General features: G+C 66.1%; 18 protein-coding genes. 12 read left to right on the forward strand and 6 right to left on the reverse strand.

The genetic code is table 11. The annotated features are described in order from the left end of the window. Positions 1–18: 18 nt before the first annotated feature. Positions 19–723, reverse strand: coding sequence for a DUF4166 domain-containing protein (locus CLU86_RS07225; protein WP_099741136.1), 705 nt, complete (start codon positions 721–723; stop codon positions 19–21). A 197-nt stretch (positions 724–920) separates the two neighbouring features. Between CLU86_RS07225 and CLU86_RS07230 the strand changes: the two genes are divergently transcribed. The 4 genes from CLU86_RS07230 (at position 921) to CLU86_RS07245 (ending at position 5,755) form a co-directional block, all read left to right on the forward strand. Then, positions 921–2,819, forward strand: coding sequence for a HAMP domain-containing sensor histidine kinase (locus tag CLU86_RS07230; protein WP_099741137.1), 1,899 nt, complete (start codon positions 921–923; stop codon positions 2,817–2,819). Then, on the forward strand, positions 2,816–4,270 hold the full coding sequence (locus tag CLU86_RS07235) for a sigma-54 dependent transcriptional regulator (RefSeq protein ID WP_199175103.1): 1,455 nt from the start codon (positions 2,816–2,818) through the stop codon (positions 4,268–4,270). Before CLU86_RS07230 ends, CLU86_RS07235 begins: the two co-directional genes overlap by 4 nt. A 269-nt stretch (positions 4,271–4,539) precedes the next feature. Next, on the forward strand, positions 4,540–5,097 hold the full coding sequence (locus tag CLU86_RS07240) for a Crp/Fnr family transcriptional regulator (protein WP_099741138.1): 558 nt from the start codon (positions 4,540–4,542) through the stop codon (positions 5,095–5,097). A 79-nt stretch (positions 5,098–5,176) separates the two neighbouring features. Then, on the forward strand, positions 5,177–5,755 hold the full coding sequence (locus CLU86_RS07245; protein ID WP_099741139.1) for an NAD(P)H-dependent oxidoreductase: 579 nt from the start codon (positions 5,177–5,179) through the stop codon (positions 5,753–5,755). A gap of 55 nt (positions 5,756–5,810) precedes the next feature. Here the strand turns inward: CLU86_RS07245 and CLU86_RS07250 are convergent, their stop codons facing one another. Continuing rightward, complete coding sequence (locus CLU86_RS07250) at positions 5,811–6,794, reverse strand: DMT family transporter (RefSeq protein ID WP_099741140.1); 984 nt, start codon at positions 6,792–6,794, stop codon at positions 5,811–5,813. A gap of 184 nt (positions 6,795–6,978) precedes the next feature. On the opposite strand from CLU86_RS07250, the gene CLU86_RS07255 reads away from it, so the two are divergent. Then, positions 6,979–7,881, forward strand: coding sequence for a LysR family transcriptional regulator (locus tag CLU86_RS07255; RefSeq protein ID WP_099743382.1), 903 nt, complete (start codon positions 6,979–6,981; stop codon positions 7,879–7,881). Here the strand turns inward: CLU86_RS07255 and CLU86_RS07260 are convergent, their stop codons facing one another. After that, positions 7,882–8,643, reverse strand: coding sequence for a DeoR/GlpR family DNA-binding transcription regulator (locus tag CLU86_RS07260; protein WP_099741141.1), 762 nt, complete (start codon positions 8,641–8,643; stop codon positions 7,882–7,884). It lies immediately after the preceding gene. A gap of 96 nt (positions 8,644–8,739) precedes the next feature. Here CLU86_RS07260 and CLU86_RS07265 point away from each other — a divergent pair, with 96 nt between their 5' ends. The 3 genes from CLU86_RS07265 (at position 8,740) to CLU86_RS07275 (ending at position 10,890) form a co-directional block, all read left to right on the forward strand. Beyond that, positions 8,740–9,150 carry a DUF4406 domain-containing protein gene (locus CLU86_RS07265; RefSeq protein WP_099741142.1) on the forward strand — a complete coding sequence of 137 codons (411 nt, stop codon included), beginning with the start codon at positions 8,740–8,742 and terminating at the stop codon, positions 9,148–9,150. Continuing rightward, positions 9,147–9,767 carry an NUDIX domain-containing protein gene (locus CLU86_RS07270; protein ID WP_099741143.1) on the forward strand — a complete coding sequence of 207 codons (621 nt, stop codon included), beginning with the start codon at positions 9,147–9,149 and terminating at the stop codon, positions 9,765–9,767. The genes CLU86_RS07265 and CLU86_RS07270 overlap by 4 nt, the downstream gene beginning before the upstream one ends. Positions 9,768–9,936: 169 nt before the next feature. After that, the gene (locus CLU86_RS07275) at positions 9,937–10,890 is read left to right on the forward strand and encodes a class I SAM-dependent methyltransferase (protein WP_099741144.1); all 954 of its coding nucleotides are present in this window, start codon (positions 9,937–9,939) and stop codon (positions 10,888–10,890) included. 56 nt (positions 10,891–10,946) lie between these two features. Here the strand turns inward: CLU86_RS07275 and CLU86_RS07280 are convergent, their stop codons facing one another. After that, positions 10,947–11,435, reverse strand: a complete 489-nt coding sequence (locus CLU86_RS07280; RefSeq protein ID WP_099741145.1) for an EVE domain-containing protein — start codon at positions 11,433–11,435, stop codon at positions 10,947–10,949. Between the two features lie 223 nt (positions 11,436–11,658). Between CLU86_RS07280 and CLU86_RS07285 the strand changes: the two genes are divergently transcribed. Genes CLU86_RS07285 through CLU86_RS07295 form a run of 3 tightly spaced genes read left to right on the forward strand, consistent with a single transcriptional unit; the run spans position 11,659 to position 14,172 of the window. Then, complete coding sequence (locus tag CLU86_RS07285; protein WP_143226677.1) at positions 11,659–12,912, forward strand: hypothetical protein; 1,254 nt, start codon at positions 11,659–11,661, stop codon at positions 12,910–12,912. Positions 12,913–12,949: 37 nt separating this feature from the next. After that, a complete protein-coding gene (locus CLU86_RS07290; RefSeq protein WP_158236319.1) occupies positions 12,950–13,567 on the forward strand; it encodes a DUF3592 domain-containing protein in 618 nt (205 codons plus the stop codon). Between the two features lie 44 nt (positions 13,568–13,611). Further along, positions 13,612–14,172, forward strand: a complete 561-nt coding sequence (locus tag CLU86_RS07295) for a DUF3592 domain-containing protein (RefSeq protein WP_099741148.1) — start codon at positions 13,612–13,614, stop codon at positions 14,170–14,172. Between the two features lie 57 nt (positions 14,173–14,229). Here CLU86_RS07295 and CLU86_RS07300 read toward each other — a convergent pair whose 3' ends face one another. Further along, positions 14,230–15,411: an HPP family protein gene (locus CLU86_RS07300; RefSeq protein ID WP_099741149.1), complete on the reverse strand. Its 1,182-nt coding sequence runs from the start codon at positions 15,409–15,411 to the stop codon at positions 14,230–14,232. Positions 15,412–15,746: 335 nt separating this feature from the next. Between CLU86_RS07300 and CLU86_RS07305 the strand changes: the two genes are divergently transcribed. Beyond that, positions 15,747–17,999, forward strand: coding sequence for a cation-translocating P-type ATPase (locus tag CLU86_RS07305; RefSeq protein ID WP_099741150.1), 2,253 nt, complete (start codon positions 15,747–15,749; stop codon positions 17,997–17,999). A 134-nt stretch (positions 18,000–18,133) separates the two neighbouring features. Here the strand turns inward: CLU86_RS07305 and CLU86_RS07310 are convergent, their stop codons facing one another. Then, positions 18,134–21,055 (reverse strand): DEAD/DEAH box helicase, encoded by a 2,922-nt coding sequence (locus tag CLU86_RS07310; protein WP_099741151.1) that lies wholly within the window; start codon positions 21,053–21,055, stop codon positions 18,134–18,136.

Here is a 21,055-nt window from a genome sequence, read left to right on the forward strand (position 1 = left end):
GCATTCATGGTTTTGCCCTTAGTGAGAAGAGGAATGGGTAGGCGGTAAATCGCTGCGCTCATCGACCACGGGGTCGGTGAACACGCCGCACTGGTGGAAGGTTTCGCCCCACAGCGGGTGCACCATGCTCAGCGTGAAGCGGAACTGGCCTGCGCCCAGGTCGGTGTGGGCGACCCGGCAGGTGCCCGGCGTGAGCAGGGTAGGCACAGGGATGCGCAGGCGCCCCAGCACCCACCAGAAGCGGCGGCTGCGAAACACCAACGCGCCGTCTTCTTCGAGTACATCCAGCGACATGGCCAGGCCCCCATCAGTGCGCTCGAGCAAGCCGCCATCGGCGTCCAGCTCCTTGGTAGATCGCACAGTGCGCTCGGTACGTTGGCCGGTGTCCGTGTTGGCGTGAAAGCACCGCTCCCACACCACACCGCCGCGCCCGTTGTGGCTCACATGCACGGTGGCGGGCAGGGCGGTGGTGTGGAGGTGGGTCAGCGGGCCGCCCCAGGGGCGGGTCAATGCGGCATAGACATGGCCGATCCGCGAGCAGCGCAGCTCCATCTGGCCGTGGTAGCTCACGTCGGCGTGTGCCAGGCCAAAGCGGCGCTGCACGGCAGCGGGCAGGCGTGCCCAGGCTGCGGCCCCCACCAAGGCGCGCAAATCCAGATCGCGGGCTGGGCTTAACGCGGGTGCTTCGCTGTGGCGGGGCGCAGGGGTGAAAAGGGCAAACATGGCGGGCTCGGAAAGAGTGGCGGTTGCTCTGTCTATTGCGAAACCCGGGCCAGCCCCTGCGTGCGCTGCAAGTGCTTGATTTCATTGAAATTCGCTGACCCACCTGCATACTTGGTTTACAGTGCGCGCAGTCCCCATCGTTAACCCCAGGAACAGGTCTCCGCCATGCGCAACGTCTTTGCCCACCCTGTCTGCGCATGCTGATCCACGCCGTCCTCGGGTTTTCGGTGCTCGAAACGCTGGTGCTGGCTGCCGTGCTGCTGGCCTGGGCGGACCGTGTGGCGGGTGCCCGCCTTTTGGCGGCTTTTTTGAGCGGCATCTCGCTGTGGATGGTGGGCAACGAACTGCCCAACTGGCTGGGCCCCGAGACCGAGCCGGTGGCGATCCGCCTGATGGCCACAGCGCCATTCACCTCCGCGCTGTTCTTTCATTTCTGCACGGTGTTTTGCCGTGTAGACCTGGGGCGCTGGGGTGTTGTCGCAGCCTATGCGCTGGGCGCAGGGGCCACGGCGGTTTCCGTCGTCCTGGGACCGGGGCACTTGATTCCCCACCGCGACATTGGCTGGCTGGCAGTGGCCGACCCTGTAGGCATGGTGGCCAGCATGGCCTGGGTCATTCTGGGCATTGGCGGTGTGGCGGTGCTGCTGCTGGCCTTGCTGCGCGCGCGCCGCTCGGGCGACGGGCAGAAGTTTCGGCAGATTGCCGCCGTCACAGCGTCGTGCCTGTGGGGCCTGCTGTGCCTGGCGGGCTACGGCATTGCGGTGCTGGATTTGCCGATCTACCCGTTTCCGCTGCTGGGCCTGCCGCTGTACTCGTTGATTCTGGTCTACGGCATCTTGCGTTATGGCGTGTTTGTGGCCAACGCCTGGGCACGCCGCGCGCTGGTATGGGCGCTGCTGCTGGCGCTGGGCGCGGTGGTGCTGGCGCTCACGCCACTGCTGCCGTTTGAGTCGCGCTGGTTGGGCGGCCTGGCGGTGGCGGCCAGTGTGCTGGCCCTGAACGGCCCGGTGCGCCGCGTGGCCGAGCGGCTGGTGTACCCGGGGGGCGAGGTGTCGATTGCCGACCTGGGCGCCTGGCGCAACGCGCTGCTGTCGGCCGAGACGCCCGAGGCCCTGGCGCAGCAGGCCGCCATGCTGCTGAGTGCGCGCATTGGCACGCAGGTGGAGGTGCAGATTGGCGCTCCGTCCGCATCAACAACACCCTCAACGTCATCAGCCCCATCAACGCCACCGGGGAGCACCCCGCAGCTGGTGTGCACCCCGGGCGAGCAAGGCTGGCAGAGCACGCTGCAGGGCTGGGACGCCGCACCGCCCGGGCCGCGCCATGTGGCCGAGCTGTTTGGCACGGTGGTGGCTGAGGCGGCGGCGCGCGTGGAACAGGCCCAGCAGTTTGCCGCCCGCGAACGCGAGCGCCAGTTGCAGGCGCGGTTGGCCGAGCTGGGTGCGCTGGCCGCCACGGTGGCGCACGACATCCGCAACCCGCTCAACATCATCTCGATGGCCGTGGCTGCTGCGCCCGGTGAGACGCGGCGCGAGGTGGCAGACCAGGTGGCGCGTATTGCGAACCTGACGCACGACCTGCTGGACTTTGCCAAGCCCTGGAAGCTGGTGCCCCGTGAACTGGACCTGGCCGCCCATGTGCGCAACGCGGCCCTGCGCCTGCCGGAGGTGAGCCTGGGTGCGGGCCTGGCCCAGCCGCTGGTGCTGCAGGCCGACCCCCGGCGCGTGGACCAGGCGCTGACCAACTTGCTAGAGAACGCGCGCATCGCGATGGCCTCCGATGCTGCCGATCCCGATGGGGCTGCAGATGCCTCAGCGGCAGCCACGCACAGCCCCGTGCACATCGACGCAGAAACCACCGACACCGCCGTGCTGCTGCACATCTGCGACGCGGGCCCCGGCGTGCCGGACGAAATCCGCAGCCGCCTGTTCGAGCCCTTCGCATCGCGCAGCCCCGGCGGCACCGGGCTGGGCTTGGCCATCGTGGCCCGCATCATGGCTGCGCACGGTGGCTCGGTGGCGCTGACTGAGCGGCCACCGTGGAGCACCTGCTTCACGCTGCGCTTTCCTTTGACGACGACGCAACGCCTGCCATGACCGCCAACACCACAGACAACGCAGCCAACACCCCGCCGGATGCAGGGCAAGACGCCACGCCAGCGGGCGAGCCGATAAGCGACCATGTCAACGGCCACGTGCTGCTGGTCGATGACGAGGCTGCTTTTCAGCGGCTGGGCGGCGCTTTTTTGCGCAACCTGGGCCACACCGTCACGCTGGCGGGCGATGGCGAACAGGCCCTGGCGGCGTTTGCGAAACAGCAGCCCGAACTGGTGCTGCTGGACCTGGCCATGCCGCCGCACATGGACCCGGAGATCGGCCTGGAGCTGATCCCGCGTTTTGCGCGCGTGCCGGTGGTGGTGCTGACCGGCCACGGCGACCACGCACTGGCCCTGCGCGCCACCGAGCTGGGCGCCTGGGACTTTCTGACCAAGCCCATCGATCCCGACATGCTGCGGTTTGTGGTGGCACGCGGGCTGCGCAAGGCGCGGCTGGATGCAGAACTGGCAACCCTGCGCGCAGGGCAGTCGCTGGACGACCTGGGTATGGTGGGGCAGGCGGCGGCCACGGTGCAATTGCGCGCCCTGGTGCGCCGCGTGGCGCCCACCCACGTCAGCGTGCTGGTGCTGGGCCCCACGGGCACCGGCAAAGAGCTGGTGGCCCGCGCCTTGCACGCCTGCAGCACCCGCAAGAGCGAGGCCTTTGTCGCTATCCACTGCGGCGCGTTGTCGGCCGAGCTGCTGGAGAGCGAGCTTTTCGGGCACATGAAGGGCAGCTTCACCGGCGCCTACCGCGACCAGCCCGGCCTGGTGGAGGCCGCGCATGGCGGCACGCTGTTTCTGGACGAGGTGGGCGAAATGCCGCCGCCCATGCAGGTCAAGCTGCTGCGCTTTTTGCAAGAGGGCACCTTTGTGCCCGTGGGCGGGCGCAGCCAAAAGCGTGCGGATGCGCGTGTGGTCGCGGCCACCCACCGCGATCTGGAAGCGATGGTGCGCGAAGGCACGTTCCGCGAAGACCTGTTTTACCGCCTCAAGGGCGTGGTGCTGCGCACCCCGTCGCTGGCCGAGCGGCCCGCCGACATCCCGCTGCTGGCCACGCGTTTTTTGCACCGCGTGGCGCACCGCGCCAGCCTGTCGGCCAGTGCCCTGGCGTGGCTGATGGCGCGCGAGTGGCCGGGCAATGTGCGCGAGCTGAAGGCTGTGGTGGAGTCGGCTGGTGCACTGCTGATGCCTGGCCAGCGCGAGGTCGATGCCGAGCTGCTGCAACTGGCCAGCGGGGATATGAGCGAGAGTGCAGCCGATCAAAAAACTCTTGCAGTGGCCCCGCCCGGCAGCACTGGCCCGCTGGACGCCGCGCTGATGGAGCTGGAAGTGCGCATGGTGCGCGACACCATGGCGGCGGTGTCGGGCAACCAGTCGGAGGCAGCGCGGCGGCTGGGGATTTCGCGGGTGGGGTTGATCAAGAAGCTGACGCGGCTGGGGTTGAAGTGAGCCCGCGAGCGTGACCAAGGCCACGATGGGTACACGATTTCCCATCTGCACCGGTGGCGCTGCCCGATGCGAGGCGGGGCCGCAAAGCAGCAAATGATGGATTGCTATGTATTGCATAGCGAAAAGTCCTTATACATCAAGCGCAAGGCAGCAATTTGATTCAAGTTTCGCAGTGAGTACACGTTGCGCTTCTCCGTTGCGCCCCTCACCGCAGCATCCGCCATGCGCTTTCCGACCTGTCTGAATCACCGTGCCGACAGTACCTTGCCATGAACGCCCTACACACCACACTCCTTGAACTGGGCACGGCCTGCCAAGTGGACGCGCGGCAACTGCTGCTGCGCGCGGGCGAAGTCGCACGGCGGCTGTACCTCATCGAGCAGGGTTGTGCGCGGCTGTACCTGGTGGACACGCAGGGGCGCGAGAGCAGCACCCAGTTTTTCTTTGAGGGCGACGTGGTCAGCTCAATGGAGAGCTTTTTGACTGGCCGCCCCAGTGCGCTGCACCTCGTCACCATGGAGCCGTGCCGCGTGCGCGTGGTGGAAGGCGCAGCCCTGAAGGCCCGCGCCAAGACCGACCCGGCCCTGCAAGCGGACATCCAGGCGCTGACGCAGCAGCGGCTCATTCACTACGCCAACCTCTACACCAGCGCCATTGCCGACTCGCCCACCCAGCGCTACCAGGCGCTGCAGGCCACGCACCAGCACCAGCTGGAGCGCATTCCGCTGCACATCCTGGCGGCCTACCTGGGCGTGAGTGCGGTGCACCTGAGCCGGATCCGCCGCAAGTTGAAAGAGAACCCGCCGGAAGCCGACCCGCGCGGCTGAGCACCTGAACCTTTGTTAATGACGGCGGGCCGGGCCTTTTGCACCATCGCCCCATCACATTCTTTGATGGAGCACACGCATGCAGACCCTGGTCATCCTGGCCCACCCGTATTCAAAAAGTTATTGCCATGCGCTGTACCAGCGCGTGGTGCAGCAGCTGGAAGGCGCTGGCCACACCGTGGACCGCCTGCACTTAGATGAAGACGGTTTTGACCCGGTGATGCGGGGCGCAGACCTGGCCGGGTACGCACGGGGGCAGAGCGCGGACCCGGCCGTGCCGCGCTACCAGGCGCGCATCGATGCGGCCCAGCAACTGGTCTTTATCTTTCCGATCTGGTGGGAGGTGATGCCCGCGCTGCTCAAGGGCTTTATCGACAAGGTGTTTACCAACGGCTGGGCCTACAAGCCCTCAAAACACGGCGTCGAGGGGCGCTTGACCCATATCGAGCGCGCGGTGGTCGTGACCACGATGAACACGCCCAAATGGGCCTATCGCTGGCTGTATGGCGACGCCGTGCAGCGCGCCTTGGTGCGTGGCACGCTTCGTAAATGTGGCGTGCGCAAGGTGCAATGGGTGGCCTTGTCACCCGTCAGCCACGCCACCGATGCCAAACGACAAGCGTGGTTGCAGCAGGTGGGTGCCATGTTTGGGGTATAGGCATTGGCTGGAGAGACGTTTGCGCCAATCCCTTGGGGCCCACCGCCGCTCGGGGTCAGGCCGACCTGGCGCCGGGTTCAACGGATGCGGGCGAAGGCGCACCCTCTGGCGGGCGGCGCATTGCCGGGGCGCCCCGCTTGCTGATCAACAAAACCCCCGCCAGCACCAGCGCCGCCCCCGCCATTTGAGGCCAGGACAAGGGCTCGTCCAATATCCAGCAGCCAAAGAAAATCGTGAGCACCGGGCCCAGCGTGCCGATCAGCGCGGTTTTGGCGGCGCCGATGCGGCGGATGGCGGCCGACGTCATGAACACGGGCAGCACGGTCGAGAAGAGGGCCATGCCCAGCGCGTGCAGGTAGACCGGGGCGGGCTGCACCAACGCGCCCACAGGCTGCGACACCCCAAAGTGCAGCAGCGTGGCACCCGTGGAGACCAACATGGCCAAGGCGGTGAAGCGCGCTGCGCCCAGCCTGCGGATGGCAGGCTCGCTGCCCGCCTGATAGAACGCGTAAGACACCGCCGAGCCGAACACAAAGCCCGCGCCGATGAGCACGGCGCGCGTGTCGCCCGCAATGTGCAGGTCGTGCGCAAAGGCCAGGCCAATGCCCGCGTAGGACAGCAGCAGCGCCCCCATCTCGCGCCGGGATGCCCGCTTGCCCATGAACAGCACGCCAATCAGGATGGTGAGGGTGGGGTAGGTGAACAAAATCAGCCGCTCCAGGCTGGCGGTGATGTACTGCAAGCCCATGAAGTCGAGGATGCTGGAGCCGTAGTACCCCAACAAGCCCAGCGCAATGACCGCCAGCCAGTCGCGCCGGGGCAGCGGGGCCAGGGCGCGGCTGGCGCGCCAGCCCACCCAGGCAAACACGGGCACGGAAAACGCCATGCGCAGGGCCAGCAAGGTGACCGAATCCACCGGCACGGCTTGCGGCACCGCGTAGGCCAGCTTCACAAAAATGGCTTTGAAGGAAAAGCCCAGGGCAGCCAAAACGGCCAGAACAATGCCGAGGCGTTCGGCGGACCAGTGTTTCCAGGGCATGGGGCGGGGCAGCGTCCAAAATAGGTAAGTGATGCGGACAGGGCGAACGCTTGCCGTGGCAAAGGTTCAACGATGGGCGATGATCCCTGAGGTGCACTGGCGGCACAATTGCCCATTTCCCAAGCATGCGTTCGTTAAATACGAACGCAGCGCACAGTCCGCCACCCCCGCCAGGAGCCCGTTTGTGAACTACGACCTTGTGGATTTGCGCCTGTTTGTGGCCATGGCCGAGGAGCGCAACCTCACGCGCGGCGCCGCGCGGGCCTGCCTCGCCCCTTCGTCGGCCAGCCACCGGCTGCGGCGGCTGGAGGATGCCCTGAACACGCCGCTGTTTGAGCGCCAGACCCGGGGCCTGGCCCTCACGCCTGCGGGCGAGGCCCTGCTGCGCAACGCCCGCGAGGTGTTTGCGCGCATCGAGCAAATGCACGCCAACCTGCAGCCGTTTGCATCGGGCATTCGCGGCCATGTCAGCCTGTGGGCCAACACGCACGCCACGCACACCTTTTTGCCCGACGACCTGGCCGGTTTTTTGAAGCAGCACCCGCAGGTGAGCGTGACGCTGGAGGAGCGCACCAGCGCAGAAATTGTGGTGGCGGTGGCCGGTGGTGAGATCGAGGTGGGCGTGCTGGCAGACAGTGGCTCGGGCGCGGGGGTGGAACTGGTTCCGTACCGGCAGGACCGCCTGGTGCTCATCGTGCCTGCAGGCCATGGGCTGGCTGGGCGCTCGCAGATGGGGTTTGCCGAGGTGATCGACCATGCCTTTGTCATGTTGCACGCGGGCTCTGCCATCCATACTTTCACGATGAACGCTGCAGCCGCACTGGGGCGCCACCTCGATGTGCGCATCCAGGTGCGCAGTTTTGAGGCCGTGTGCCGCATGGTCGGGGCAGGTGTGGGCATTGGCCTGGTGCCACGGGGTGCCGCCTTGCAGGTGGCAGGGTTGAGCGAGCCGCCCGTGGTGCTGGAAATGAACGAGCCCTGGGCACAGCGCGACCTGCAGATTTGCGTGCGCAAGGGCGCGGTGCTGTCCGGCTTTGCACAGGCGCTGGTGGCCCATTTGCGCCAGAGCGCGGCGTCTGCCAGCTGATCAGGCCATGGCGGTGCTGACCTTCACGCCGCCCGCCTGAAGCTTTTTGCGCAAGGGGGCTGGGGTGGAGGCGGGCACCACCAGGGCCGCAAGTTCGCTGAGGGGGGCAATAGTGAAAGTTGAAGCCGCACCCAGCTTGTCCGCAGAGGCCAGCACCACGGTCTCGGCCGCGCGCTCGTGCAGTGCCCGCTTGACGGCGGCCTCTTCAAAATCGCCCGTGGTCAGCCCCGCCTGGGCGTGCACACCAGTCACCCCCATGAGGTACAGATCCGCGCGAAGCCGGGCGGCGGCTTCCACCACGCTGGCGCCCACGTTCACCATGGAATGCCGAAACAGACGGCCGCCCAACACCAGCACCTCGATCTGCGCATGGCCAGTCAGTGCTACCGCAATGGTGGGGCTGTGGGTGACCACCGTGGCGCGCAGGGTGAGCGGCAGGTGCTGCACCACTTGCAGCGATGTGGTGCCTCCGTCCAGGATCACCACCTGGCCCGGCTGCACCAGCGCTGCGCCAGCGCGGCCCAGGGCCCGTTTTTCGTCGGGAGCCAAAACAGCGCGCACCTGCATATCACCGATGGCGGCAGAAGCGGGCAGCGCACCACCGTGCACGCGCTGCAGCTGGCCTTCGGCGGCCAGCTCTCGCAGATCGCGCCGTACCGTGTCTTCTGAGATGCCCAGCTCTTCGCTGAATGCCTTGGCCACGATCTGGCCCTCCTGCCGAAGGCGCTGGAGGATGAGTTGCTTGCGCTGGGTGGTGAGCATGGCGTGGTTTGTCTGAAAGGTTGGGCGCAGAAATGTGATTGCACGAATTTAATTGAAAGTGCATGATATTGCACGAATCAACCTTTTGACAATCCAATGCCTGACACCGATGCACCCGATCGCCCACTGCTGGTCCTGATTGCGGGCCCCTACCTGTCGGGCACCGACGGCGATCCCACCAAAATCGCAGCCAACCGAGCCCGACTGGAGGCTGCGGCACTGCCCATCTACGAGCGCGGCCATCTCCCGTTGTTGGGCGAATGGCTGGCGTTGCCCATCATCCATGCGGCGGGTGGGCGCGAGCCCGGCGATGCGGTGTTCCATGCCTACCAGTACCCGGTGGCCGAGCGGCTGCTGGCGCGCTGCGACGCAGTGTTGCGCTTGCCCGGCGCATCGCGTGGTGCGGACATGGATGTGGCCCGGGCGCAGGTGCGGGGCCTGCCGGTGTACCACCACATCGACGAATTGCCAGTGCGGGCGACGAGCCACGAAGGGGCTGCCGCATGAGCCGCCCCTCACCCGTACCGATCAACGCCCAGGCCGAGCATGTGCGCCTGCTGGACGTGCAGTTGCTGTCGAACGACTGGTATGTGCTGCGCAAGGTCACGTTCGAGTTGCAACGCCGCGACGGCCAGTGGCAGCGCCTGAGCCGTGAGGCCTACGACCGGGGCAACGGCGCCACGTTGCTGCTGTTCAATCCACGGCGCGGCACGGTGGTGCTCACGCGGCAGTTCCGGCTGCCAGCGTTCCTCAACGGTTGCGCCGATGGCCATCTGCTGGAAGCCTGCGCCGGCCTGCTCGATGGCGACGACCCGGAGACCTGCATCCGCCGCGAAGCTGAAGAGGAAACCGGCTACCGCATCCGCGCCCCCCGCAAGGTGTTTGAGGCCTACATGAGCCCGGGCTCCGTCACCGAAAAGCTGCACTTCTTTGTGGCCGACTACGAAGCGGCAGACCGTGTTCAAGAGGGCGGGGGGCTGGCGCACGAAGGCGAAGACATCGAGGTGGTCGAGATGGCGCTGAGCGAGGCGCTGGCGGGCATCCGTGCAGGCACCGTTGAGGACGGCAAAACCATCATGTTGCTGCAGCATGTGGCGCTGGAGGCATTGCAGGGCGGGCACTGATGAGCTGACGCGGAGGTAAGCTTCAAAGAGGCAAAGAACAAGTAAGCTTCAGAGCCCTCGAATCCCTCCGCTCCCAGCGACACACACCGGCAGCCTTTGCCGTGCCAGTCCTGCAGCGGCAGCCAGTTTTTTGGGGCCCCTACGCCCCTACTGCCAGAAGCCCTACCGAATGCAAGCCCTGCTCGACGCCATCGCCTCCATGCCCCTGCCCACCGATGCGCAACGCATCTTTCACGGCCGTGGGGGCCGCCACCCAGGCTGCGAGCAGTGGACGCTGGATGCCTATCCGCCCGTCTTCGTACTGACCAGCTTTTTGCCTGCAGACAACGAAACCGAGGGACAACTGGCGGCCATCGGCGCGGCGCTGGCGGAACGCTGGAAGTCCATCGCCCCAGGCCAGCCGCTGAACTGGGTGTTTCAGTGCCGCAACGAAGCGCTGCGCACCCAGGGCCGCACCGAAACGCGGCTGATGCAAGGCGAGGTGCCTGACCCGCACACCGTGACCGAGCAGGGCGCTCGCTTCAAAACCCATGTGCTGCGCGGCCAGAACCATGGCCTGTTCCTGGACATGGCCGAAGGCCGCCGCTGGGTGCGCAACTATGCCGAGGCCCGCAGGCAAGACCGCTATGGTCTGAAGGTGCTCAACCTGTTTGCCTACACCTGCGCCTTTTCGGTGGTGGCGCTGCAGGGCGGGGCCAAGCAGGTGGTCAACGTGGACATGAGCCATGGCGCCATGGGGATTGGCCAGCAAAACCACCAGCTCAACGGAATCACCACCGGGGCCAGCTTTTTGGCGCACGACATTTTCAGCAGCTGGGGCAAGATCACCCGCAGCGGGCCGTATGGGCTGGTCATCGTGGACCCGCCCAGCTACCAAAAAGGCAGCTTCGTGGCCACCAAAGACTATGCCCGCCTCATGCGCCGCCTGCCCGATTTGCTGGCGCCAGGCGGCCATGCCTTGCTGTGCCTGAACGCACCCGAGCTGGGCGTGGACTTTTTGCAAAACCAGATGCAGGAACTCGCACCCGAACTGAAGTTTGTGGAGCGCGTGGCCAACCCTGCCGTGTTTGCCGATGTGGACGAGGGCAGGGCGCTGAAGGTGTTGGTGTACCAGGCCGGGTAGCGCTGAATCGGTGCTCAATCAGCGCCACAACAGCGTGTGCAGCCCCGCCGCAACGCTCAGCGGGCCAGCAGTTGCGCCACGGCCTCCCACTCGCCAGGCTCTACCGGTGTGATGGACAAGCGGCTGCCCTTTTGCAGCACCCGCATGCTGGCCAGCGCCGGGGTGCTGCGCAGCTCGGCCAGGCTGACGAGGCGTGTTTTGCGCAGGGCCTGCACGTCCAGCAGCAGCCAGCGGGGGGCGTCGGCGGGAGACTTAGGGTCGAAATACGGTGAGGTCGGGTCGAACTGCGTCGGGTCGGCCCGGGTGCCGCTGGCCACACGGGCCAGGCCTGCAATGCCGGGCTCGGGGCAACTGGAGTGGTAGAACAGCACGCCGTCGCCCACTTGCATGCCATCGCGCATGAAGTTGCGCGCCTGGTAGTTGCGCACGCCCGTCCAGGGCACAGTGGCGCCAGGGGCGGCCAAGGCGTCGTCAATGGAGCACTCTTCGGGCTCGGACTTCATGAGCCAGTAGCGGGGCGTAGGAGCCTGGGTGGAGGTGGTCATGGGGCTGGCGGGCAGGATTGACAGGGTGTTTGTGCTATTTATTTGATAGCTTTTGGCGCTTATTCCATAAGCGCCATGTGCCATTTTGACTTTAAAAATGGGTCGAGCGCTAGACTGGGCTTGGCAAGAGCGGCGGCGCACCATCGCAACCGTTGGCCTGTGGCAGCGCCACGGCCCGCACCACAAAAACACCAAACAAAACACCAAACGAGGGGGGACCGTGATGGGCCCATCGGAAGATACACCGGGTTTGCAGCCAGACAGGCCCTGGCTGCTGCGCAAAGCGTGGGCGTCCAACCGCATCCGCTCGGACAAGCGGTGGGAGGTCGTCATCCTATGGGGCTTCGCCGTGGCCTCAACCCTGCTCACCACGCCCCTGGCCTATGTGCAGATTCCAAAGGCTTTGGCTCGCGGTGAGACGGCGGTGGTCTGGATCATCGGGGTCATGCTGCTGGTGGCTGTTGGCTTGATCGCAGCCGCTGTGCGCGCCACAAGGGACGCGCACAGCCACGGTGACGTGCGCCTGGTGATGGACCCGTTTCCTGGCTCCATTGGCGGGCATGTAGGGGCTGCCATTGATCTGCCTGCAGTCGCCTATCGCCCCGACCTGCGGTTTGATGTCACGCTGCGCTGCGCGTACCACGACCAGACCCGCTCGGCGGGCGACAAGAGCACCGAGTCGCGCGAAAAAATGGTTTGGCAAACTGATGGTGTAGCGCAAGTGCTGCCACAAGGGTTGGGCAGCCGCGTATCGTTTCGCCTGAACGTACCCAACGGACTGCCTCAATCGGAAGACCCTGTCGGAGACAGCAAGCACCACTGGACGGTGCGGCTGAAGTGCACCGATCCGGCGATGAAGTTCTCGCGCCAGTTTGAAGTTCCGGTGTACGCCACGCACACAGAATCCACCGGGCTGGGTCAGGATGCGGCCAGTCATCCGCTGATGAAGGCACAGCGTGAGGCAGAGCTGAATGCAGTCCGCGACCTAAAGCTGGTGAATGGGGGGGTGCACCTGTACCAGCCCTACGGACGCCTCTGGCGGCACAACCTGCTGTGGCTGGTTATGGGTGGGGTGTTCTTTGGCTTTGGCATGGCAGCCAAGGCCATACAGGCGCCTGTGCTGTTTATGGTGCTGTTTGGCGGCGTGGGTGGGGCCATGTTGCTGTGGGGCTTTTTTGCGCTGTGCAATAGCCTGCGCGTGCAGCTCGATGGCCAGGGCCTGCGCACCGAGCAGCGCCTGCTGGGCTTCATGTTTGCCTGGCACCAAGTGCCACGCAGCGATTTGCGCGGCTTGCAACTCATGCAAAGCTACAGCTCGCAAACCGGAGCGGAGCACACCGTGTGGTACCGGATTCGGGTTGTGCTGAAAAACGGCAAAGCTATCACTGTGGCCGACAGCCTGGGCGGCAAGGCCGTGGCAGACCAGATGCTGCAGACGCTATCCAATGCCACCGGGCTGCCCACGCAATCGGCCTGAAGTGGGGCTGAACCCGCGCACACTCACACGATTTCTGATGCCAAGCACCTCCTCACCGCCCCCAACGCAGCGCGCCGCCAACACCAGCGGCTGGCGCCCGGGCCCCGCAGCATCGCCGCTCACCCTCAGCTTGGCGGCACTCTTTCTGCTGCCTTTTGTCGTGCTCGGTCTGAGCATGCTGCTGTTTGGCGTAGGCCCCAAAGTGGTGGACTGGGTGCGCGCTCAGTCGTGGCAGGCCACACCGGCGGTGGTGGAGTCAGCTGCGACCATCAAGGAGCCTGGGCATAAGGGCGGCACTGCCTATGGGGTAGAGGTGCGCTATCGCTACGAGGTCGATGGCAAGGTGTACTTGGGGCAACGGGCCTCTTTGCATGACGGCACCGACGGCGTGAGCATGTTTCAACAACAGCTGGGCCAGAGGCTGGAGGCCGCTCAACGCTCAGGCACCCCAGTGCAGGTCTGGGTCAACCCTGCGCAGCCCGCTGAGTCGGTGGCAGACCGCAGCCTGCGTCTGGATTTGCTGGCATTGCAGCTGATAGTGGCGCTCGGGTTTTCGGGCTTTGGCCTGGGCATGTGGTGGGTGCTGCTGCGCATCTGGCTCAGCTTGCGTCTGGAGCGCAAAGCCCTGAGCGCAAAGCCCTGTGCAGAGCACTGAGCACTGAGCGCCAAAAACCAGCCCCACCACAGAAAGCCCCATGGATGAAAAAACCCACTGCTGCCGACAAAAAGCAAACGCTGCTTGGGCTGGTCATGCTGGCCGTGCTGGCCGTGCTGGCCGTGCCGTTTGCCGCCGCAGGCCTGGGCATCCTGCTCTTCATGACCGCGCCCATGGTGTACGACTGGGCGCGGATGCAAACGTGGCACAGCGTGCCGGCCCAGGTGGATTCGGCCACGCTCCAAAGCCACAAGCCCAGCAAAGGCGGCACCACCTACCGCGTCTCGACCCACTACCGCTACCAGGTGGCCGGGGTGGAATACACCGGAGACCGCGCCTCCATCACCACGCGCGCAGACAACATTGGCAGCTTTCAAGAGCAACTGGGGCACAGATTGCAGAGCGCTGAACGCACGAGCGCGCCGGTGCCCGTGTGGGTCAACCCTGCACAGCCCGCCGAATCGGTCGTGGACCGCAGCCTGCGCCCCGGGCTGCTGGCCTTGCAGTTGGGGCTGGCCCTGGTGTTTGGCGCCTTTGGGGGCTGCGTGGTGTTTTGGGCGGCGCGCACGCTGCTGCGCAGGCGGCAGCAATCAGCCCACGCATAAAGCGGTGCAATGTGGCGTGGGCGGTGTGGGCGGGGCCGCACCGCAGCCCCCAGGCGCTCAAGCCTTGGCCGACTGGCTGGCCTGGTCCAGTGCAATGCTCTTGTACAGCGCCACCAGCAGGTCAGACTGCGTGACCATGCCCACCACCTTGCGCCGCGCGTCAATCACCGGCACATGGGGCAGGGCGCGCTGCGATATCTGGCGGATCAGCTCAGACAGCGGTGTTTGCGGCGTGGCGGTAAAAACCTCCGGGCTCATGATCTGGCCCACCACCTCGGGCTTGTCGGCATATGGCCCCGGGGTGCGCTTGAGCAGCGCCTGCACCAGCGTTGCCAGGTCTTTGGGCGTGGCCTGGGCATCGATCTGGCGCAGAAAGTCTGCAACCGTCACGATGCCGATCAGGCGGTCAAACCGGTCGATCACCGGCAACGACTTGATCTTGTGCTTGCGCAGCAGCTGCCAGGCCACGGCCAGGTCGGTGTCAAAGTGGGCGGTGATGACATCGCATGACATGATGTCCGCGCAGGTCAACCCCACATGGCGCCCAAACGCATGGTCAACGGCCAGGTTGTAAATCTCGACCAGCTCGTCTTCCTGCACGTCCACAAAGGTGTTGAGCGTTTTGACGGCGCTCTCCAGGTCAGTATGAGTCAGCCCCATGCGCTCTATGGGCGCCTGGTCTTGCGTGCGGTGGCCCGGGCTAGGCGGTGTGCTGCTGTGCGGGTAGCGGCGGCGCAAAACCCAGCGGTTGATCAACAAGGTGACCACCAGCAAGGCCACAGCGTTGATGCCAATCAACTCGCCCACGGCCAGCATTTGCGCGGGGGTGTAAGGCCCGTTGAGCACCAGCAACAAGGCCAGCGCACCCCCCGGCGGGTGCACGCAATTGAGCCGGGCCATGAGCCAGATGCACAGCGCCACCGCCAGGGCCGCGGCCCACGCGGGCTGCGCCACCCAGTGCGAGCAGGCCAGCCCCACCAGGGTGGCCATCAGGTAGCTGCCCAGCAACGGCCACGGCTGCGCCACCGGGCTGTGAAACTGCACAAACAAAATCACCACACTGGCCCCCACAGGGGCCAGCAGCCAGTGCGCATCCAGCGGCAGGCTGCGCAGCAGCAGCCCACAGGCTGCCAGGCACAGCAGTGCCCCCAGGCTGGCTTTCCAGCGTTCGCTGCTCGATAAGGACAGGGTGTTGCTGAGCACCCTGGAGTGAAACCAGACGCTGATTCTTTTGGGCACGTGAAAGGTTCCGTGGCATGGGTCGTCTATGGCCCGTGTTTGGCCCGTCTATGTCGGGCAGGCTTGCACCAAAACTGTGCAGCCGCACATCCTAGCGATCAGGCCACGGCACCGCGGTTTTGGGGTTACCCAGGTTGCGTCCAAATCACTATCAAATCGCTATCAAATCAATAGCTGCTAGCGCTTTATTCATAAGCGCTACAGCCTCAAAATACCCATAATTCACCCAATCCACAGGATGCGGGCACGCCAAACGGAAAGAAGAAACCTCGCCCCTGCTTGACATTGAAGTCACTTCAAGGTTTCCAATAGACTGCATACAACGCCGTCACACCATGAAGTCCACCGAAGCCCTCCACACCCACGCCACGGCACACAGCTGCTGCGGCGACCACCACTGCACCCCAACCCAGCCAGGCAACGCACCACCGGCTGCGCAAGCCACCCAAGGCACGGTGTTTCGCATCGCCGCCATGGACTGCGCTGCCGAAGAAAGCGAAATCCGACGCGCGCTGGCCTCCATCCCCGGCATACGCGGCTTGGGGTTTCAGCTGGGTGCGCGCACTTTGACGATTGACGCAGCGGCCGATGCCATCCCGGCCGCGGTGGCAGCCATCCGCAAGGCGGGCTTTGACCCGCAGCCCATTGGCACAGACGATGCAGGGGCGCAGGCCCATGGCGCCACCGAAGGCCTGTGGCGCATGGTGCTGGCACTGGGCTTGGCGATTGCGGCAGAGGCCCTGTCATTCTTCTCCCCCGACACCACCGTGTTCAAAGGCCTGGGCATGGCACTGGCGGCTGGCGCCATCGGGCTGGCAGGTTTCTCCACCTACCGCAAGGGCCTGGCCGCGTTAATGCAGGCGCGCCTGAACATCAACGCCCTGATGACCGTGGCCGTCACCGGCGCCTTCCTCATTGGCCAGTGGCCCGAGGCCGCCATGGTGATGGCCTTGTACGCTATCGCTGAATTGATTGAGGGCCGAGCGGTGGACCGCGCCCGCAACGCCATCAAGAGCCTGCTGGCCCTGACCCCAGACACCGCCGAAGTGCGCCAAAGCGACGGCAGCTGGGCTTTGCAGCCCGCCGCCGACGTGCCCGTGGCAGCCACCGTGCGCGTCAAGCCCGGTGCACGCATCCCGCTCGATGGGGCGGTGACCAGCGGCACCAGCGCCGTCAACCAAGCCCCTGTCACAGGGGAGAGCATTCCGGTGGACAAGGCCCAGGGCGACCTGGTGTTTGCGGGCACCATCAATGAAACCGGCACCCTCGAAATCGCCGTGACGGCGGCTGCCAACAACACCACCCTGGCGCGCATCATCCAGTCGGTGGAGCAGGCCCAAGGCTCACGGGCCCCCACTCAGCAGTTTGTGGACCGGTTCGCTGCGGTGTACACCCCCGTCGTGTTTGTCATGGCCTTGCTGGTGGCCGTGCTCACCCCGGTATTGCTGGACTTCACCTGGACACAGGCGCTGTACAAGGCGCTGGTGCTGCTGGTCATTGCCTGCCCCTGCGCGCTGGTGATTGCAACCCCCGTCACCGTGGTCAGCGGCCTGGCCGCCGCCGCACGCCGGGGCATCCTCATCAAGGGCGGTGTGTACCTGGAAGACGCCTACAAACTCAAAGCCATCGCGCTGGACAAGACCGGCACCATCACCGAAGGCAAGCCCAAGCTCGTCGCCCAAGAGGTGCTGAGCACCCAGCAGCCCGCAGCCGCCGTGCTGGCGTGGGCCGCAGACTTGGCCGGGCATTCCGACCACCCCGTCTCCAAAGCCATCGCCCGGGGCCTGCCCGCTGGGCCCGGCGGCGTGAGCCACTTCAAGGCCCTGCCGGGCCGAGGGGTGGAGGCACAGTTGGCCCAGTCGCAAGGCCAGACGCTGTGGCTTGGCAACCACCGTTTGGTGGAGGAGCGGGGGCTGTGCTCTGCGGCCCTGGAGGAGCTGTTGGCCGTGCACGAGGCCCAGGGCCGCACCGTCACGCTGCTTGCCAATGCACACGAGGTGCTGGCGCTGTTTGCCGTGGCCGACACGATCAAGGACAGCTCCCGTGAGGCCATAGCGCAGCTGCATGCGCTGGGCGTGGCCTCGGTCATGCTGACTGGCGACAACGTGTCCACCGCCCAGGCCATCGCCCGGCAAGCGGGCATCGACAACGCCCAAGGCAATTTGCTGCCCGAGGACAAAGTCACCGCCATCGAACGCATGCAAGCCGACCTGGGCCCCACCGCCATGACAGGCGACGGCATCAACGACGCACCCGCCCTGGCGCGTGCACACATTGGCATCGCCATGGGCGCCGCAGGCACCGACACCGCCATGGAGGCGGCCGACATCGTCATCATGAACGACGACCTGCGCCGCATCCCCGAGGTCATCCGCCTATCGCGCCGCACGCGCAATGTGCTGTGGCAAAACATCGTGTTTGCGCTCGGCATCAAGGGGGCCTTTTTGGCCATGGCGGTGTTTGGCAATGCCTCGATGTGGATGGCGGTGTTTGCCGACATGGGGGCCAGCCTGCTGGTGGTGGCCAATGGCCTGCGCTTGTTGCGCGGCGTGGCCGCTGAGCGCACTGAACGCGAAGAAAGGGGCTGAGAGCTGGCCTGCACCGCCTCATCGGTGGCCCAAGGGGTTATTGGCCTTGTCGCTTGCGCCTTTTCTGCACCGAAAATGCTACCAAAAGCATAGCTGCTAGCGCTTATTCAGAGAGCGCTAGAGGCAAAAAACACTCAAACTTCAGGCGGCTGCAGCGGCCGGGGCCGCCGCTTGCCGGTGCCACCCCAGCGCAAGGCATCTTCGCCAGGAATGGCCAGCGGGTTGTTGGCTGGCTCGGTCAGTGGCGCCAGCAGGGCGCGCAGATCGGCCTCGCTGAACTTCACCGCGCCCTCTGCGTCGTGGCCCAGCACGCCTTGGGCCAGCGCGGCCTTGCGGGCCTGCAGCTCCAGCATGCGTTCTTCGATGCTGCCTTCCACCACCAGCTTGTAGACGAACACCGGCTGGTCTTGCCCGATGCGGTGGGCGCGGGCGGTGGCTTGTTCTTCCACGGCGGGGTTCCACCACGGGTCAAGGTGGATCACGGTGTCGGCGGCGGTGAGGTTCAGGCCCACGCCCCCGGCCTTGAGGCTGACAAGCAGGATGGGCGCGCTGGCTTCGTCCTGTGCCTGAAAACTCTTGACCACTGCACCGCGCTGGCCCGGCGGCGTCTGGCCCGTGAGTGTGAGGTAGGGCAGGGCCTGGGTGTCGAGTTGCTCCGCCGCCAGCGAGAGCATTTCAGTGAACTGCGAGAACACCAGCACGCGGCGGCCTTCATCGACCAGGGCGGGCAGCAGGTCGGCCAGCAGTTCGAGCTTGGCGCGCTCCATCGTCTGCGCGGTCCTTTTTGCCGCCGGGCCGCCCCAAGGCAAAAAAGCGTCCCCCTCGGGGGGCAGCGACCCGCGCAGCGGCGGAGCGTGGGGGCCTTGCTTTATGCCTTTGACCAATCGTGGATCGCAGCAGACTTGGCGCAGCTTGAGCAACGCGTCCAGGATGGCGATTTGCGAGCCTTCAAAGCCCTGGCGCTCCAGTGCGCGGCGCACCTGCTTGTCGGCCGTGGTGCGCACAGCTTCGTACAGCTCGCGCTGCCTGCCTTGCAGCTGCACGCGCAGGATGGTTTCGGTGCGCGGCGGCAGTTCGGTGGCTACGTCCTGTTTGCGGCGGCGCAGGATGAAAGGGCGCACGCGCTGGGCCAGCAGCTGGGCGCGCAGGGTTTCGCCGTTTTCCTCGATGGGCTTGCGCCAGCGGGCGTTGAAGCTGCGCACATCACCCAGAAAGCCGGGCATCAAAAAATCAAACTGCGCCCACAGTTCGCCCAGGTGGTTTTCGAGCGGGGTGCCCGTCAGGCACAGCAGGTGTGGGGCTTGCAGCTTGCGCAGGGCGCGGGCACTGCGGCCGCCCGCATTTTTGACCATCTGGGCTTCGTCCAGGATCAGCAGGTGAAACGGCTGCGCAGCCAGCGCCTCCACATCGCGCCACAGCAGGGGGTAGGTGGTCAGCACCAAGTCGTGCTCGGCGATGTGCAGGTAACGCTCGCCTCGTCTGGCCCCGTGCAGCACCAGCACGCGCAGGCCGGGGGCCATGCGCGCCGCCTCGGCCTGCCAGTTAAACAGTAACGAGGTGGGCACCACCACCAAGGCGGGGCGCTTCAGCCGCCCGGCTTCCTTTTCAGCCAGCACATGGGCCAGGGCCTGCGCGGTTTTGCCCAGGCCCATGTCGTCGGCAAGGATGCCGCCCAGGCCTTGTTCGTGCAGGTATTGCAGCCAGGCCAAGCCCTCCAATTGGTACGGGCGCAGTTGCACTTGCAGCCCCTGCGGTGCGGCCACAGGCCGGGGCGTGCCGATGCGGCGCAGGCGCTGGGCCAAGTGGGCCAGGCCTGCATCGCCCTGAAGTTGCCAGTCGTTGCTCCAGCCGTTCACGGTGCCTACGCGGTGGGCTTGCACCAGCCCGGCACGCAGGGCCTCGATGCGGCGGGCCTCCCACGCGCCCAGGTGCAGCGGGTCACCGTCCTTGCGCTGGTTGCGGGTGGGATCGGTCAACAGGTCCACCATCGCGCCCACGATGGCCTTGAGTGGCCCGGCCGGTGCCTCAATGCGTTTGCCGCCCGGGGCGCGCAGTTTGATGATGGCCAGGTCGTCAATGGCGGCCATTTGCTGGGCGTTGAGCCAGCGCGCATCGCGGCGCAGCAGGTCGGCCAGCAGCGGGGCGAGGTCCAGGGTTTGGCCGTCAATCTCAATGCCCAGCGTCAGCAGCCAGGCACCTTCGCGCTCGGGCAGCATGAGCTTTTGCACGGGGCGTTCGCGCGAACCCAACTGGCCGTCCACTTCCTTGCCCAGCAGCTCGCCCGTGTCGGGTGCGATGTGCAGCTTCCAGCGCAGCACGGGCACGCTTTCGTGCGCAAAGCCGGGCCGCACCACCACGCTCCACCCCTCAGCGCGCAACTGGGGAATCTGCTCGGCCCAGAAGTCGCCAAAGTGCGCTTCTTGCGGCAGCGTCCACACCGGGCCCAGGGTGCTGGCGGCTGCGCGGTGGCGCCACTGCAGTTTGTGGGCATCCACGGGGGTCAGGCCCAGGTCCCACACGCGGTCCATGGCGTCGGATTCAGCCGCCAGGTTGCGCTGCATGCGCACCACAGGGCCGCCGGTGTCAAACAGGTCCTGCACGGGGGCAGGGCGGGCGTTCAGGATCGAGGTAGGCGCAGCCGCCTGCCAGGTGGCGCCGCCGTCGGTGCGGTAGGTCCAGTCGATCTGCACCAGTGTCACGCTGTCGCCGCGCGGGCCCAGCTTGCCCTGCGGTTGCAGGCCCAGCAGGCCATCGCCCCGGCCCAGCGTCATCAGGGTGATGCGGGGGGTGAAATGACCTGGGGCAATGCCCGTGTCGGCGTCTTTGGGCTTGGCCGCAGCTGGGGCGTTGGGCCATGGCCCGGGCTGCGCCGCGTGGACATCGCCACGCAGCAGGGCCATCACGCGGGCGGCCTCGGCGTCGCTCAGCGGCGCCAGGGCTTGCAGCTGGGCGCTGCTGGCCTGGTTGCGCAGGGCCTGTACCCACGCCTGCACAAGGGCAGCGCGGTCAGACCGGGGTGGAATGGGCTCTGCAGGGTAGGCGCCGTGGGCAGACAT

The organism is Acidovorax sp. 62, from assembly GCF_002754495.1.
Taxonomy (GTDB): domain Bacteria; phylum Pseudomonadota; class Gammaproteobacteria; order Burkholderiales; family Burkholderiaceae_C; genus Acidovorax.

What these genes read in the sequence shown, in the direction of transcription:
- CLU86_RS07265 (WP_099741142.1), top strand. Translation starts at nt 8,740, where the DNA reads ATGCCTGACACCGATGCACCCGATCGCCCACTGCTGGTCCTGATTGCG.
- CLU86_RS07245 (WP_099741139.1), top strand. Translation starts at nt 5,177, where the DNA reads ATGCAGACCCTGGTCATCCTGGCCCACCCGTATTCAAAAAGTTATTGC.
- CLU86_RS07230 (WP_099741137.1), top strand. Translation starts at nt 921, where the DNA reads ATGCTGATCCACGCCGTCCTCGGGTTTTCGGTGCTCGAAACGCTGGTG.
- CLU86_RS07270 (WP_099741143.1), top strand. Translation starts at nt 9,147, where the DNA reads ATGAGCCGCCCCTCACCCGTACCGATCAACGCCCAGGCCGAGCATGTG.
- CLU86_RS07295 (WP_099741148.1), top strand. Translation starts at nt 13,612, where the DNA reads ATGAAAAAACCCACTGCTGCCGACAAAAAGCAAACGCTGCTTGGGCTG.
- CLU86_RS07305 (WP_099741150.1), top strand. Translation starts at nt 15,747, where the DNA reads ATGAAGTCCACCGAAGCCCTCCACACCCACGCCACGGCACACAGCTGC.
- CLU86_RS07275 (WP_099741144.1), top strand. Translation starts at nt 9,937, where the DNA reads ATGCAAGCCCTGCTCGACGCCATCGCCTCCATGCCCCTGCCCACCGAT.
- CLU86_RS07290 (WP_158236319.1), top strand. Translation starts at nt 12,950, where the DNA reads ATGCCAAGCACCTCCTCACCGCCCCCAACGCAGCGCGCCGCCAACACC.
- CLU86_RS07310 (WP_099741151.1), bottom strand. Translation starts at nt 21,055, where the DNA reads ATGTCTGCCCACGGCGCCTACCCTGCAGAGCCCATTCCACCCCGGTCT.
- CLU86_RS07240 (WP_099741138.1), top strand. Translation starts at nt 4,540, where the DNA reads ATGAACGCCCTACACACCACACTCCTTGAACTGGGCACGGCCTGCCAA.
- CLU86_RS07285 (WP_143226677.1), top strand. Translation starts at nt 11,659, where the DNA reads ATGGGCCCATCGGAAGATACACCGGGTTTGCAGCCAGACAGGCCCTGG.
- CLU86_RS07225 (WP_099741136.1), bottom strand. Translation starts at nt 723, where the DNA reads ATGTTTGCCCTTTTCACCCCTGCGCCCCGCCACAGCGAAGCACCCGCG.
- CLU86_RS07250 (WP_099741140.1), bottom strand. Translation starts at nt 6,794, where the DNA reads ATGCCCTGGAAACACTGGTCCGCCGAACGCCTCGGCATTGTTCTGGCC.
- CLU86_RS07235 (WP_199175103.1), top strand. Translation starts at nt 2,816, where the DNA reads ATGACCGCCAACACCACAGACAACGCAGCCAACACCCCGCCGGATGCA.
- CLU86_RS07260 (WP_099741141.1), bottom strand. Translation starts at nt 8,643, where the DNA reads ATGCTCACCACCCAGCGCAAGCAACTCATCCTCCAGCGCCTTCGGCAG.
- CLU86_RS07280 (WP_099741145.1), bottom strand. Translation starts at nt 11,435, where the DNA reads ATGACCACCTCCACCCAGGCTCCTACGCCCCGCTACTGGCTCATGAAG.